Annotated in this window: 14 protein-coding genes; 6 read left to right on the forward strand and 8 right to left on the reverse strand. The window is 62.7% G+C overall.

Annotated features, from left to right (window positions below):
• Positions 1 to 348, reverse strand: a 348-nt coding sequence (locus tag F1735_RS35675) for a hypothetical protein (RefSeq protein WP_222852979.1), incomplete at its 3' end; no start/stop codon positions are given.
• Between the two features lie 319 nt (positions 349 to 667).
• On the opposite strand from F1735_RS35675, the gene F1735_RS12030 reads away from it, so the two are divergent.
• The 6 genes from F1735_RS12030 to F1735_RS12055 all read left to right on the forward strand — a co-directional run bounded on the left by F1735_RS12030 (position 668) and on the right by F1735_RS12055 (position 7,519).
• Complete coding sequence (locus tag F1735_RS12030) at positions 668 to 1,678, forward strand: hypothetical protein (RefSeq protein ID WP_167237150.1); 1,011 nt, start codon at positions 668 to 670, stop codon at positions 1,676 to 1,678.
• Between the two features lie 245 nt (positions 1,679 to 1,923).
• Positions 1,924 to 2,859: an NAD(P)/FAD-dependent oxidoreductase gene (locus tag F1735_RS12035; RefSeq protein ID WP_167237151.1), complete on the forward strand. Its 936-nt coding sequence runs from the start codon at positions 1,924 to 1,926 to the stop codon at positions 2,857 to 2,859.
• Positions 2,860 to 2,982: 123 nt separating this feature from the next.
• Complete coding sequence (locus F1735_RS12040) at positions 2,983 to 3,552, forward strand: hypothetical protein (protein ID WP_167237152.1); 570 nt, start codon at positions 2,983 to 2,985, stop codon at positions 3,550 to 3,552.
• A gap of 75 nt (positions 3,553 to 3,627) precedes the next feature.
• Positions 3,628 to 3,864: a hypothetical protein gene (locus F1735_RS12045; RefSeq protein WP_167237153.1), complete on the forward strand. Its 237-nt coding sequence runs from the start codon at positions 3,628 to 3,630 to the stop codon at positions 3,862 to 3,864.
• Positions 3,865 to 4,116: 252 nt separating this feature from the next.
• On the forward strand, positions 4,117 to 6,261 hold the full coding sequence (locus F1735_RS12050; protein WP_167237154.1) for a TonB-dependent siderophore receptor: 2,145 nt from the start codon (positions 4,117 to 4,119) through the stop codon (positions 6,259 to 6,261).
• A 1-nt stretch (position 6,262) separates the two neighbouring features.
• Complete coding sequence (locus tag F1735_RS12055) at positions 6,263 to 7,519, forward strand: PepSY-associated TM helix domain-containing protein (RefSeq protein ID WP_167237155.1); 1,257 nt, start codon at positions 6,263 to 6,265, stop codon at positions 7,517 to 7,519.
• A 33-nt stretch (positions 7,520 to 7,552) separates the two neighbouring features.
• Here F1735_RS12055 and F1735_RS12060 read toward each other — a convergent pair whose 3' ends face one another.
• From F1735_RS12060 to F1735_RS12090, 7 genes are all read right to left on the reverse strand, one after another.
• Positions 7,553 to 9,070, reverse strand: coding sequence for a carboxylesterase/lipase family protein (locus F1735_RS12060; RefSeq protein ID WP_167237156.1), 1,518 nt, complete (start codon positions 9,068 to 9,070; stop codon positions 7,553 to 7,555).
• A 180-nt stretch (positions 9,071 to 9,250) separates the two neighbouring features.
• A complete protein-coding gene (locus F1735_RS12065; protein ID WP_167237157.1) occupies positions 9,251 to 9,751 on the reverse strand; it encodes a hypothetical protein in 501 nt (166 codons plus the stop codon).
• Positions 9,748 to 10,701, reverse strand: a complete 954-nt coding sequence (locus F1735_RS12070; protein ID WP_229505730.1) for an STM4011 family radical SAM protein — start codon at positions 10,699 to 10,701, stop codon at positions 9,748 to 9,750. The genes F1735_RS12065 and F1735_RS12070 overlap by 4 nt, the downstream gene beginning before the upstream one ends.
• Positions 10,695 to 12,074 (reverse strand): STM4012 family radical SAM protein, encoded by a 1,380-nt coding sequence (locus F1735_RS12075; protein ID WP_167237158.1) that lies wholly within the window; start codon positions 12,072 to 12,074, stop codon positions 10,695 to 10,697. Before F1735_RS12075 ends, F1735_RS12070 begins: the two co-directional genes overlap by 7 nt.
• The gene (locus F1735_RS12080) at positions 12,071 to 12,904 is read right to left on the reverse strand and encodes an STM4013/SEN3800 family hydrolase (RefSeq protein ID WP_222852980.1); all 834 of its coding nucleotides are present in this window, start codon (positions 12,902 to 12,904) and stop codon (positions 12,071 to 12,073) included. The genes F1735_RS12075 and F1735_RS12080 overlap by 4 nt, the downstream gene beginning before the upstream one ends.
• Positions 12,894 to 14,051: an STM4014 family protein gene (locus F1735_RS12085; protein ID WP_167237159.1), complete on the reverse strand. Its 1,158-nt coding sequence runs from the start codon at positions 14,049 to 14,051 to the stop codon at positions 12,894 to 12,896. Before F1735_RS12085 ends, F1735_RS12080 begins: the two co-directional genes overlap by 11 nt.
• The gene (locus F1735_RS12090; protein ID WP_167237160.1) at positions 14,014 to 14,931 is read right to left on the reverse strand and encodes an STM4015 family protein; all 918 of its coding nucleotides are present in this window, start codon (positions 14,929 to 14,931) and stop codon (positions 14,014 to 14,016) included. Before F1735_RS12090 ends, F1735_RS12085 begins: the two co-directional genes overlap by 38 nt.
• Positions 14,932 to 15,134: the final 203 nt, after the last annotated feature.

The raw sequence follows: 15,134 nt of genomic DNA on the forward strand, positions 1-15,134 counted from the left end.
GCATCCCCACGCCTTAAAAATGAGATTAGCCATGATTCCGCCGCCGTAACCGATCAGATTTCCTCCGATATCACGAAAAAGCGATGAAAAATCGTGCTCTCCTGATGTCGGCCAGTTCGGAAAAATCATTTTGCAATTGGCTCTCTTACGTAAGCCGACAGATATACTCATCCCAGCAGCAAAAGCAGGTTCAACTGCGGCGAAATTATTGATTTCTAAAAATGCTCCTACTGTTGCTTCGATTATGACGATTCTTCGAACTGGTTCTGAACAAGAACGTTCTAGCCTGATGACCATCGCCGAACAGCACGGTCTTGATGCGGCGCGCTCTGGGTCAGAAAGTGCCATGGCCTGGCTTGCGCACAGTTACCTCAGCGGCACCTTTGGACGACAAGACGCCCCCGGTGCATATGCGATTGTTCAAGCGTGGGGCCATTCGGGGAGCGCGGAAAATCGATACCGTGTCGGATACGTACATTCACAGCTGTCGAGAGCTGAACTAGAAAGCGCGAACTCACTGCTCAAGCAAGGCAGCGTTGAGCGTGAAGGTGGCCATTCAATAATGTTTTCCCCATTTAACTAGGACGTTTGCTGACAAACGCTAGAGTCGGGATAAATCAATTTTAAAGATGTAGGCTGCTTTCTCTTTCTCAATTAAGGTGCAATTATGCAAATTTTAAGTTGGCCAAAAATTTTTACCGCGCTATTGCTGGTCGGATGTTGTTCGATGGGTTCTGCAAGTGTCACGACATCACAGCGACTACACGAATTTATTGCGAAAACCGATACGATTGCAACAAATGGCAAATCGACTGCGGAACGGGCTAAACTGGTAAACGCTGAGTACATCAAGGATTTCGATACAGACGCGGCGGCTATACCCGATGACGAACTGGCCGATTTTTTCGAAGCAACGCAATACATGATGTTCTATACGCTTGACAAATCAAAATTACCCTTCCTTGAAAAGATGTTTGACGGATTGATTTCCATACGCAAAGCAACATCTGAACAATCCATGAAGATGTTGCAAATGTATTACTCCCTCCGCGAATTCAAAAAAGCAAATTCTCTCTTGGAACGGTACGGTCGAAACTACTCACAACGTCACACAATGAAAATAAATGACCTGGCAAGTCCCTCTGCGCCGCGCACGGGCTGGGTTTTGAAGGGGCGTCGCAGTTTAACGCGGCTTGACCTTGATTTGAAAACGGGACAGCACCTTGTGATTGTGCTCTCGCCTTACTGCCCATTCGCAATCAAAGCTGTGTCGGAGATTGAGGGCAATTCCACGCTCGTCCCCTTGTTACGTCGGCGAGTTACGGTGATGGCGATGCAGGACTTTAACTTCAATTACAACAAGTATGCTAATTGGAACCAAATGCACCCGCTGCTTCCGCTTGTCTTGGCGCATAGCCGTGAGGAATGGCCGGAAGTTTTCCAGTGGGTTTCACCGCTTTTTTTGTTTTTCCGAGATGGCAAGCTGGAGTCAACATTTTCAGGATGGCCGCCGGAGGGAAACTGGGATAAGCTCTATGAAGGACTTGGCATCACTGTTCTTCCCCACGGCGTAGCTCCTTCAAGGCCCCCCACCGATATGTCAACCTTGCCCACAGCCCGGTACACAAGGCAAGATGCACCTTCAACGCCGTCGCGCCACAGACCGTCACAACGATAAAGCGCCCTGTCTTTGAGGCTACGCGTCCGTCAGCATCGCCTTCGTCATCACAGACGCCAAGCGCGTGCATACGGTTTCGTTTCTTTTAGCGCTTCCACCAGGGCGCCCCTTTGTGCGCCGCGTGTTAAAGGCGGCTGCACGGGCGAACCATTCGCTGAGCGCAAGCGATGATGTAAGCCCTGTCTTACCCATCAGCGGGAGTCGCACCGATGCCGGTTTGTGCGGGCATTTTCGATAATGCGCCCATGATTCCCTACATCCCCTCCCCCGTCATCCACGACACCCTGATCATTGGCGGCGGCCCCGGCGGGCTGACGGCGGCGATTTACCTGCGCCGCTTTCGCCGCAACATCATCCTGGTCGACAAAGGCAACAGCCGGCTGGGCTGGATTCCCGTCACGCATAATTATCCGGGCTTCCCGGACGGCATCCATGGCCAGGAATTGCTCGATAAACTGCGTACACAGCTCAAGCGCTACGAGGGCGACGTGATCGAGGGCGAAGTTACCCGCCTGATCCGCGAAGACGGCTGCTTCGTGGCCGCGTACGACGGCGGCGAAATCCGCGCCCGCACGGTGCTGCTGGCGACCGGCATCGCCGACACCGGCATGCCAATCGAGAACTTCCTCGAGGCGGTGGCGTGCGGCGCTGTCAGGCTGTGCCCGGTGTGCGATGGCTTCGATGTGCTCGACCAGAAAATTGCCGTGGTCACGTCCGCCACCAACCCGGTCGGCCACGCCCTGTTCATGCGCACCTTTTCGGCCGACGTGATGCTGTTCGAACGCACCAAGGATGCCCTAGTCGACCCGGCCGACCGCGAGCGCCTCACCAGCGCCGGCATCCGCTACTTCACCTCGCCCTTGCGCGGGGTGACCATGAGCGAGCGCATGACGCCGGTGATGCATACGGAAGACGGCGAGTCCTACCAGTGCGACGTGCTCTACCCCATGCTGGGCGAAACGGCGCGCTCCGACCTGGCGGCGGCGCTCGGTGCGCACACCTCGGCCTGCATGGAATTGCAAGTCGACGCCCACCAGCAGACCAGCGTCGAGGGCCTGTATGCCATCGGCGACGTGGCCCAGGGCTTGAACCAGATAAGCGTAGCCGCAGGGCAAGCCGCAGTCGCGGCGACCCGCATTCACAATGTCTTGCCCTATCATTTTCGTGACCGTCCCGCATAGAGGCGGGGCAGCACGACAGCAAAAACAAATTGCGCTAACGGCAAGGTAGTGACAATATAGGCCACGCCACTGGCCCAGGACGCCAAAAACAAGTCGCCAGTTCACTTGCGAAAGATTACGATCATGTCAACTATCGCGCACGGCAGCAAACACGCAAGCCCCATCCACCATCGCGACGCCTACTTCAGCTGGCCAATCTGGCTGCTGGGGGCCTCGCTCCTCGCATTCGTCCTTGTCGTGCCGTTTTCCGGCTTGGCGGGCATGCTGATCCTGCCGGTCGCGCTGTTCGGCGGCCTGTGTTCTCTGTTCGGCCTGGTACGCGCCCTGCTGCACCATCGCTGGCGCCGCGCGGCCTCCATGGCCACCTATATCATCGTGCTGGCGGCCCTGTTCTCGCTGCCCGAATTGCTGCAAGCGACGGTCGGCCGCGCCTCGAACGTGGTGCAACTGATGTCGGAAGGGCAAAGCTTCGATAGAAAGCTGGTAACCCATCCGCCCGGCAAGCGCCCGGTGCTGGCCTACGACTGGAGCAAGATCGACACCAACACCACCTATGTGATCTACGACGCCAGCGGCCGCATCGCCGAGCCCAAGGACAGCGCGGCGTGGACCAGCAGCGACCTGTCCCTCTTTTCCGACTGCGCCGGTCGCGTGGTGCCGATCATGGGGCATTTCTACCGCTGCGACTATTGACCGCATGGCGCCGGGTGCGGCCGTAGCCTGGCGCGGGCATGCCGGCCCGTCTTCGATCATCACGCCGCCGGCCGGGTGCGGGTCGACGACAAGATCTTCCCAACGCATACCAGCGGCCAATCGTCCGGCTTGCGCACGTCATCGCTCATCGTCGACCAGGGCCTGTCGCATGTCGCCGCCGGGATGGCGCATGCCGGCAGGACGATCCTCATTCGCCAGGAAGAACGCATCGGTCGGCCTCCAGTTCTTGTCGCTTGGCCCGCATTGATCACGCTGGCACGTCCACGCCAGCGTGTTGCAGGCATGTCCTAGCGTAACCCGGCAACGCCGCCAAGCCAAGCTGCCGTGATCGAAACCGCCAACAATACAACAATTATTTCACCTGAGAAACTAACAAACAGCGGGCGCGTTTGCGCCACCTTGCCATTTTTGATAAAATGAGAATCATTCGCATCTGTCTTGACGGCAGCGCACCATATCCGTAGCACATCCGCACCCCATCGTTCGCAAGCCAGGCGCAGTCTCCAAGCCAGTGACGATCTTGCTCACCTCAGGAGTTTTTGCATGCCTCGCCGTATCAACACGTCTGTCTCGTCCTTTCCATGTCTACGCCTGCGTCCGCTGGTCCTCGCCCTGTCCGTGGCGCTCGGCCATGTTGGCGCCGCCAGCGCCGCCGACGAGGCGCCCGACGCCCCCGAGGCCGCCGTGCTGCCGGTCATCACCATCACCGGCGCGAACGATCATGGCAGCTACAAGGTGCGCGAGAGCGACAGTGCGAGCAAACTCAACCTGACCCTGCGCGACACCCCGCAATCGGTCTCGGTCGTCACGCGCGCGCGCATGGACGATTTCCGTCTCGACACCGTCAACGACGTGCTCGCCAACACCACCGGCGTGAGCGTCGAAAAAGTCGAAACCGAACGCACCTATTATGTTGCACGCGGTTTCGACATCATCAATTTCCAGGTCGACGGTGTCGGCACGCCGCTGGTATTCGGCAACATGATGGGCAACCTCGATACCGCCCTGTTCGACCGGGTCGACATCGTGCGCGGCGCCAACGGCCTGGCCGCCTCCACCGGCAACCCGTCGGCCACCGTCAACTTCATCCGCAAGCGTCCCGGCGCCGCCTTTGCCGCCAACGCCGGCCTGACCTTGAGCTCGTGGAACACGCGCCGCATCGATGCCGACGTGTCGAGCCCGCTAAACGACAGCGGCAGCGTCAAGGGCCGCGTGGTGCTCGCCAGCCGGCAGGGCGATTCCTACCTCGACCGCTACGAAACGAAAAAGAACGTTGCCTATGGCATCGTCGAAGCCAAACTGGGCCCGGACACCCTGCTCAGCATCGGCCACACCTGGCAAGACAACAAGTCCAACGGCGGCATGTGGGGCGCCCTGCCCCTGTACTACACCGATGGCAGCCCCACCAACTACCCGACTGGCACCAATACCTCGGCCGACTGGTCGTTCTGGGACAGCAAGACCAGTGGCAGCTTTATTGAGCTGAACCATCAGCTGGGCCAGGGCTGGGCGCTCAAGTCCACCTTGAGCCACAACACCGAATCGTCGCGCTCGAAATTGTTCTACGTGTACGGCACGCCGGACAAGGCCACCGGCGCAGGCTTGTTTTCATACCCGTCGGCCTACCGCTCGGACCATCGCCAGAGCTTGTTCGACATCGGCGCGAGCGGACAGTTCAACTTCGCTGGCCGCCAGCACGATCTTTCTTTCGGCGCCAGCTGGTCGCGCTCGCGCCTGGACGACCTGTCCGGCTACGGCCGCGGCATCGGCACCCCGCTCACCGCCAGTACCGACTTTACCGGCGCCTATCCGCTGCCGCAATTCGACGCGCGCTTCGACGGCAGCACCTACCAGGACGTGCGCAAGAGCGTGTACGCGGCGGCGCGCTTTGCGCTGGCCGACAAGGTCAAGCTGCTGACTGGCTTGAACGCGACCAAGGCCGATTCGAGCGGCCTGTCTTATGGCAGCAGCAAGAAAAAATCGGCCAGCCAGAGCTCGCCCTACGTGGGCCTGGTGGTGGACGTGGCGCCGCAGCTGAGTCTGTACACCAGTTACACCGGAATCTTCAGCCCGCAAAGCGAGCAGGACATCAACGGCGCCGCCCTCGAGCCGATCATGGGCAGCAGCGCCGAGGCCGGCTTCAAGGGCGAGCTGTTCGATGGCAAGGCCAGCTACTCCGGCGCCCTCTTCCGCGCACGCCAGGACAATACCGCCGAGCAGGTCAGGATGACTGGCGCCAAGGCCTACTATCGCGGCATCAATGCCGAATCGACCGGCGCCGAGCTGGAAGTGACGGGCGAACTGGCCAAGGGCTGGCTGGCCAGCGTCGGCTACACCCACCTGAAAGTGGAAGATGGCGAGGGCAAGAAGAGCAAGACCTACGTGCCGCGCCGCCTGCTGCGCATGTCGAGCACCTACCGCCTGCCGGCCGTGCCCCAGCTCAAGATCGGCGCCAACCTGAACTGGCAGAGCGATATCGAGCGCGAGCAGGAACCGGGCATCGTCACGCGCCAGGACAGCTACGCCACCCTGGGCCTGATGGCGCGCTACGAAGTCAACCGCAACATGACCCTGGCCCTGAACCTGAACAACGTGACGGACAAAAAGTACCTGAGCTCGCTGTACTGGAACCAGGCCTACTACGCGGCGCCACGCAGCGCCAGCGCTACCCTCGACTGGACATACTGAGATGCGCCCCGCACTGGTCATTTTGCACCGCTGGTTCGGACTCGGCGTGGCGATCTTCCTGTTCATTTCCGGTGCAACGGGCGCCCTGATCTCCTTCGATCACGAGCTGGACGCGGCCCTCAATCCCGACCTGTTCCATGCCCACAGCGGCCAGGCGGCCCAGCGCCAGATCCCCGGCGCCGAACTGGCGCGGGCGATCGAAGCGGCCGACCCGCGCGTGCGCATCGGCTACGTAATGACCGAGGTCGAGCCGGGCCACACCTCAATGATGTCGGTCGAAGGAACGATCGATCCGGCCACTGCCAAGCCGTACGAGCTGGGCTTTAACCAGATCGGCGTCGATCCCGTGACCGGCAAGATCCAGGCCAGGCGCCAGTGGGGCGACATTTCGCTGGCGCGCGAAAACCTGCTGCCCTTCCTGTACAAGCTGCATTATTCGATGCATATTCCCGAGGTCAAGGGCATCGAACTGGGCATCTGGCTCATGGGCATCATCGCCATCGTGTGGGTGCTCGATTGCTTCATCGCCCTGTATTTGTCGTTCCCACACTTCCGCAGCTGGCGCAAGTCCTTCGCTTTTCGCTGGAAAGCAGGCGGCCCCAAGCTCAATTTCGACCTGCACCGCTCAGGGGGCGTGTGGGCCTGGCTGCTCTTGCTGGTGCTGGCCATCACCTCGGTGTCGATGAACCTGAGCGACCGCGTGGTGCGCCCGCTGCTCTCCACGGTGTCCACGCTCAGCACCGATGCATTTGCCGCGCGCACCATGAACCCGCCGGAAAAACCGGTTCCGGCGCTCATCAGCCGCGAGCAGGTGATGGCGCTGGCGCGCGCCGAAGGCAACAAACGCGGCTGGACCGAACCGGTCGGCGGCGTGTTCTACGCCTCCGCTTACGGGCTGTACGGTGTCGGGTTCTTCAAGCCGGGCAACGATCACGGCGATGTCGGCCTGGGCAATGCCTGGCTGTATTTCGACGGCAAGGATGGCACATTCGTGGCCGACCGCGTGCCGGGCACGGGCAGTGCCGGCGATATTTTCCTGCAACTCCAGTTTCCCCTGCATTCGGGCCGCATCGCCGGCTTGCCGGGCCGGATTGTGCTGTCGTTCCTGGGCGTGGTGGTGGCCATGCTGAGCGTGACCGGGGTGATTATCTGGGTGCGCAAAAGGCGTGCGCGGCTGCTTGCCGCGCACGCCCCCGGCGCGAGCCCGGTTGCGGCGCGCCAGCGGCTGCCTCAGGATAGCGGCGCCGTCCTCGAATAAGGCAGCCGGCCCGTGCATCAGTGGCCCCACGCGTCAGCCGGGTGCCACTGGCGAGGCCGGATAATCGCGCTCCTTGTACATCAGCTCGCAGATCGCCGAGCGCAAGCCTTCTCCGGTGCCGATGCCTTCCGGCGCGACCGACAAATAGGTCGCGCGCGGTCCCATGACCGGCCAGGGCGGCAGGCCGCTGCCGTTCGGATCTCCCTTGCGCATGAAATTGGCCCAGTAACGCTGCAGCGGCGGCCAGGCGGCGTCGATGGCGCTCGCCGGCACCGCGTGATAGATGTAGTGCATCTCGCTGGTGTGTTCGGGCGGCCGGCCTGAACCGGGCACGCCGAAACCGAATTCGTAACGCCACACTTTCGGGGTCGCCTTGAGCATGCGGCCGGTCAGCCAATGGACCGGGCAACGAAACCACATATCGGTCAGGAGCTGGGTGGGGATGCTGCCCAGGCGCGCATCGTCGCCGTAGAGCGCGCGCGCGGCGCCCGCCTGCGCGCCGAATGCCGACGCCAGCATGGCGGGGACGACGTCCGGCTTGCGGTCGGCCCCGAGTTCCTGGCGATTGTTGCCGATGATGATGGCGAGGCCACGCCCGGCGCCGTTGGCATACGCTTCGCTATAGGCATACGGCAACACATAACCATCGACGACCTGTTGCTCCCACAAAAAACTCTGATCGATGCCCGTGCGCACCGGCAGCTTGAGTCCGGCCTTGATCACGGTATCGGCCGGCAGCGCCCGCAACTGGGCCAGGCCGGCCGCGCCCGGCGGCAACTTCAGCCGCTCCAGCACCACCTTGCCGAGCTCTTCGTTCTGCTGCGCCGTCATGGGCGCGCCCGGCGCCGCCGCTTGCAATATGGCTTTTTGAAACAAACCCTTCGCCAGCGGCGAGATGGTCAGCAGCAGCGCATCGAAGGCTCCCGAGGAATTGCCGCTGATGGTCATGTTGCCGGGATCGCCGCCGAAAGCGGCAATATTGGCCTTGACCCACTTCAGCGCGGCAATCTGGTCCAGCAGGGCATAGTTGCCGGACGTTTTGTTCGGACTTTCCTCGCGCAAGGCATCCAGGCCCATGAAGCCGAACAGGCCCAGCCGATATTGGATCCTCACCAGCAGCACGCCTTCCCTGTGCAGGGCGTCTTCCGCCATATTGCCCGCCCCGGCGGCGGAGTTCGCGCCGCCGTGGATATAGACCAATACCGGCAGCCTGGTTTTGCCGGCGGCGGCCGGCGCGCGGATCGAGAGCGTCAGGCAATCTTCGCTGGCGCCGGCAAGAAAATCGCCATTCCAGCCGACATTCTCCTGCACGCAAGCGGAGGCCGGCTTGCGCGCGTCGAGAACGCCGCTCCATGGAGCGCGCTCGGCCGGCGGCTTCCAGCGTCGCTCGCCCACCGGCGCGGCCGCGTAGGGGATGCCGTAGTAGATAGTGCTGCCGTCCGCCATGGCCAGGCCGGTAACGTTGCCGCCGCTCACCCTCAGGGTCGCCGGTGGCGCCGGGGATGCCGTGACCGCCGCTGCAAGCATGCCAGCCAGCACGAAATTCGCCATTCCCAGTCTCCCTTGTGATTGCAGTGCAATTGATTTTGCGCCCGCCATGCTGCGGGTGCAATACCAAAAAGTGCCAGAGACGACACTTTGTTCAATCCAAGCCATCTTGTACGTGCGCACAGAACGCGATCCTTGCGAACTTACATCGGGCGCCTCTCCCGAAGCGCCGGCTTGCCGAGATTACGCAAATCCCAACTGATGCGCGAAGCGCTGCGCCAACATATACATCGCATACGCCCGGTTAAACGAATCCTGCAGCAGCGCTGTACGGACTCGTCGGCCCAGATCGGACTCCTCAGTCGTACTGGCAACGATGTCCTCCAAAAATTCCCGGGGCATGTCGGTCGAGGTGATATCGAGCAGCGCCGCACTGCCCGGTTCTCCTTCGGCAATCCGGGCAAAATGCTGCGTGGTGTATCTCCCGCCGATTTTCTTTTCCTCACGCGCCAGGACGGCATTGAGACTGGCGATGAAATCGGCAGCAACGCTGGCCGGCACACGCTGTTCGCCAACCATCCCGCGATCACCTTGCTTGCCGGTGCTTCTGGAAAAGCTGACCACCGCTTCGTTTGGTCCCAGCATCAGTTCAAAGGAAAAATGGTCCGCAGTAAAGCATGCGGTCACGCCAGCCTCGACGAGAACCCGGTGTGGATTAGCAATGTAATGCGGCATGGCGTTCACCCCCGCGCCGGCGCCAGGCCCAGCGGAATGCGCGCCAGCACGCCAGCGCCAAAGTCTTCATAGAACGGCAAGTCCTGCCGGTGCGCGTAGCCAATATAGCAGTCGCATGTGCGCAGGCGGCTGCACGGCTTCTCGACGAGCATGTTTTCCAGGCTATCCTGGTACAGGTTCCCCAGGCGCTGCGGCAAGAAATGGCAGCGCTGTACCTCGCCATCGCCATCGACCGACAGCGCTTCCGAACCGGCGCGGCAGGCTTTTCCGCGTGACATCTGGGGATTGCGGCTGTAGCGGAACCATGGGTCCATGGCGTCGAGCCAGGCCAGGTCTTCGGCTTGATAATACCCCGGCGCGCGCCGGTCGTAGGCGTTGAGCCAGAGATAGTGCTGGCTCGGCAACGCGGCGCGCAAGGCGCGGATATCCTCGTAATGCTCGCGCATGGCCACGATGCCCACCGAAAAATCCACCCCCATGCGCGCCAGCCGCGCGCAGCGCTCGACAAAGCGCTCCAGCCGCACCTGGCTCGGATGGTAGGTACACCACAAGCCCACCTTGCGTCGATCGGCCTGCTCCAGCCATGCCAGCGGTCCGGACAGATTGGTCTGGATCGCCACCTGGCGCACATGGGCCATGCCCGACAGGGCCGTGATTGCATCGCGGTAATGGCGCCGGATCATGCCTTCGCCCCACGGCGTGAACAACACGCTGATGGGCCGCTCCTGCGCGCCCACCCAGGCGACAAAGCGCGCCACTTCGGCCGCGTCGCGCGCCAGCTTGGCCCGGCTGTCGCGCCGTTTGGCGAAAGGGCAATACGCACAATCGTAATTGCATCCGGACAGCGTTCCGCGATACAGGAGCGAGAGCACCGGCTGCCGTGACTGCTGCCCCGGCGTCTCCGCTTGCCGCGCCGGCTGCGCCTGGGCAAGCGCGGCAGCCGGCGGCATGCTCAGCATGTCGTGCCGCCGTCGGCCATCAGCTGGCGCACCTGGTCCGACGCCAGCCACGGGCCGATGGTATCGGCGTAACCATAGCCGCGATCGTTCAGGCGCAGGATCGTCGCGCCCTCTTCCAGCAAGCCGAGCGCGCCCAGTTCATGCAGTTGCGGCAAGTCCTGCATGCAGTCGCCGCCGAAGCGCTGCGTGTACGCCGCCGGATCGAGCCCGGGATCGGTCAACAGCGACTGGATCACGTAACGGCGCCGCTGCTCGTCCGGCCCCAGCGCAAAACCGTGGTGCGCATGGGTAAAACTGTCGGCGTCCAAGGCCAGGTAATTGTCGATGATGCCGATGGTATCGGCCCGCCCCACCGCGTAATCGGTCGAATAGTGCAGGTCCCGCGTGTACGAACGCGCACCGGTACCGAGCCCCACCATGCCATCGTTCTGGCAGCAGTAGGACGGCCCGCTCTCGCTCGGCGCGTGCGGCGCGCGGAACATGCGCATCGACACCTGCACGTAGCCGCGCGCGCGCAAATGATCGCGCGCGGCCTGGTACAGCTGCATGCGGCTGTCGCCTTCCTGGTTCAGCACAATCGGATCGAATGAGGCCGCCCCCTTTCTGTTGGCAATCTTGCCCAGCCCCGTATGCTGGCGCACGTACAGCGGATACAAATACAGTTCTTCCGGCTTGAACGCCAGGGCGCTGTCGATCGAGGCCAGCAAGCTCTCCACCGTTTGCCCGCCAATGCCGTAAATCAGGTCGAGATTGAGCGTCGGAAAACCCGCAGCGCGGATATAGCCGATCGCCCGCCTCACCACCTCGTTCTGCTGCGGCCGCGCCAGCGCGCGCATCTCGCCCGCCGCGAAGCTCTGGATACCCAGGCTCACCCGGTCGATGCCCATGCCGCGGCACACCGCCATGCGCTCGGGCGTGACGGTCTCGGGCGAGGCTTCGATGCCGGCCGGCGTGGTCTGCAGATCGATGCCGAGAATATCGCGCGCGCCATCGAACAAGGTTTGCAACTGCGCCGGCGACAAGAACGTGGGCGTGCCGCCGCCAAGCGCAAAGCGGGCAAACGTGCGCTCGCCCAGCACCTGGTCGATTGCACGCATCTGTTGGACCACCTGCGCCACATAACGTTCCACCATCTCCGGCGTCGGGCGCGCCATCGCGAACAGATTGCAAAAGCCGCAGCGCATTGCGCAAAACGGAATGTGGATGTAGGCGAACAGGGCCGAGCGGTCCTGCGCCGCCCACAGTTGCGCCAACGAGGCCGGCGCGGCCAGGGTGCGGTACGCCGCCTTGTGCGGATAGGAATAGGAATACGCCTGGTACGGCGTGTGACGCATGCGCTGGGCGAGCGTGCCGGGAGTGGCGGGATGATTCATGGCGTCGTTCCCTCAAAGTCGATAAAAAAATGGGCGTATGGAACGTTCCATACGCTTTCATGGGCGATGCGGTGGCCGCGAAAGCCCTCCTCGCCATACGCGCTACCATGGTCGGAGCAAACGATGGCAAAGGTCGGCGCGCGCGCCGCGCAGGCCGCGAACAAGGGCGCCAGCGCCCCGTCCACATAGCGCAGGGCGGCGGCGTGGCTGTCGATATTGTCGCTGGTGCAGCCCGGCAGGTAGCCACGGTTGGGCGAATGGATCGCCGCCACGTTGATGAACAGGAATACGCGCTGCTGGCCGAGCGCGTCCAGGCGCGCGATCGCCAGCGCCACCTGGCGCTCGGTCGAATGAAGGCCGTCCACGCCGAGCGCGCGTTTCCAGTGGCTTTCCTGGAACATGCCCGGCAGCACGCAACCGAGCGCCGTTTCCTTGTTGAAAAAGCCGACCCCGCCGATGCAGATCGTGCGATAACCAGCGCCAGCCAGGCCGGCCGGCACGCTCTCTTGCGCAAACTCGTGGGTGTGGGCCGAGGTCGTCTCGCTGCCCCGGAACGCGGTGGCGAACAGGCGTGGGTGGCGGCCCGGATGGTCGGGCGTGGGCAAGAAGCCGGCAAAAAACGCGTGATGCGCCGCATACGTAAAGCTGGCCGGGCTGTGGCGGCGTTCCCAGCCGCCGGGCGGCAGGCGCGGCCCCAGCACCGGCAATTCGCCCGCCTGGTACAAGCGCTGGGCCACGTCGTAGCGCAAGGTGTCGAGCGTGATGAACACGATGTCGTGGCTGCCGACCACCTGCTTCATGTCGGGAATCGAACGGGGATCAGGCTTCATGGGATACAAAACTTTGCAACTGCGCCGCGTAGGTATCGCGGCCCTGCCACAGCAGCTTGGGCAGCAGGTCGCCGAAGGCGTTCGCTTCGAGCACATGGGCGCGCCCTTTGCGCACGACCAGATCGAGGCCGATCACATGGCTTTGCGGAAAAGTGGCAGCCGCGGCGCACGCGGTCCGCTCCAGCACGGCCAGATCTTTCTCGCCCAGCAAGCTGGCCACATCGGCGCGCTGGTTGTCGAGGTGCAGATTGGTCATCATGCGCGCGCCGACCCGCGCCACGCGGTGCGCGGCCTGCCCGCCCAAGGTCACCACGCGCACGTCGAAATGCCCGTCGCCGTGGCGCGGCTTGGGAATCCACGCCTCGGCATAGGTTTGCTGGCGCGCCAGCAAGTCGATCAAGCGGGCAATGTCGGCCTGCGCGTTGTAAGTGCGCAAGCGCTTGACGTTGTACAGGCGCGCCCCGCCCTCGCCATGCACCAGGTCGGCCGAACTGGTGGCTTGCTCGGCCCCGCGCCCGTTGCGCCGGTAGGCCACCACGCCGGACGCGCTCGATCCGTAACGCGTTTTCAAGAACACTTGTTGCAGATCGTGCTCGTCCAACACCGCGCGCAGGTGCGCATAGCCCTCGATCGGACCGAGCAAACCCGGAATGGGAATGCCGCGCCCGGCAAAATGCCGCTGGCAAGCCAGCTTGTCTGTCATTAACAGCAGTTCATGCGGCGAATTCATGACTTGGACATGGGGCCGCGCCGCAAGTTCAGCCGCCACCCTCCCGAGCGCCAGCGACAAGCCGGCAAACCATTCGCCGGAGACGGCGATTTCGCCCCTGTCCGGCAAGCGCGGCACGGCGCACCCGAGGGCGTCGCAGCCCTGCCGCGTCAGCAGGGCATGCACGCGCGCATCGTCGCCCGTCGAATCAATCTTGAACACGCACGGCCGCGCCAGGCTGGCCGCCAGCAGGGAAGGCTGTTGCAACCATTCGCACCAGTCGTGTACCAGCGCCGGCGGCAGGCCGAGCGCGGCGCGGGCCGCCTGCGTCAGCGTTTCCCGCTTGTCGCCACGCACGCCCAACAACACCAAGGGCAAGCGTTCGCGGCCGGCCGCATCCTTACTCGGAAACAGCAACGTAGCGATCGCCGTCGTCATCGTCGTCTTGCGGATCGGACAGCTCGACCGTGATCGGCAGCGATTTGAGCTTTTCCTGCCATTCTTCGGACATGTAGTGATGCGCCAGCTTCAGTGTCTTCAGCTTAGGCACGTACGGGCTGTTGAACAAGGCTTCGGCCCCGACGTCGCCAAGGGTGCCGAGCGACAGGTCCAGCGTCGTCAGGCAGCCGACCAGCTCGTAGCCGGCCAGCCATGCCGCCAGTTCGTCGGCGATTTCAGCGTTGCGCAAGCCCAGGTATTCCAGGGTTGGCGTGCGCAGTTTGGCCACCAGGTTCTGGTAGAGCGCCACATCGCCCGAAAAACCGTAACCTTTGGTACCGAGCCACAATTCCAGATGGCTCAGCGCCGGCATGGTCGAGGCGGCCAACGATTGGACCACACTGGCCGGCAAGCCGCCGCTTTCGATGGTCAAGGTGCGCAGCTTCGCGTGGGTAAACGGTTGGAACTCCAGCTCGTCGGTACCACGCACGCGAAACTCTTCCAGCTGCGGGAAAGCGCAAAGCAGCGGCGTCAGGTCGCTTTGCACAATCCACGATATTTCGCGTTCTTCGTACGTCATGTCGCCGATGAACAGCGCGCGCAGGTTCGGCAGTTCGCCGGCGTGCTTGACCAGGCTTTCGACGAGCGAGGCCGAGCTGACGTCGGATTCGTCGCTCCACGCGCCGATGATGAGCGCGGTGAGCTGGATTTTATCGATGCCGCCGAGGAACTCTTCGAGCAGCTCCGGCATCGACTGCTCATCCTCGTAGTCGAGCGAGAGACGATACACAATATCGTCCGACAAGATGACCGGCTCGGAGGGGTCGTACTCCGTGACCGTCCGCTTGAAAAAGGTAACAGTTTCTTCAGAAATCGGCATGGTGTGCGTCCGGGAAAAGGTAAAAGCCGCTGGCGCCCATCGCCCTGGCAATCTCAAAATTTTACCATGCTATGGAAATATTTCCGCCTTGCCTACACGGCGCGGCGGGCGCTTACAACAAAAAACGCAGCCCTGGCACAGGCTGCGTTGTCTGTTGCCCGCAGGCCAGCTGATGCCGCCCGCCAGGGCGCGCTCGCGAGAAT

The organism is Massilia genomosp. 1, assembly GCF_011682185.1.
Taxonomy (GTDB): Bacteria; Pseudomonadota; Gammaproteobacteria; order Burkholderiales; family Burkholderiaceae_D; genus Telluria_A; species Telluria_A rubra.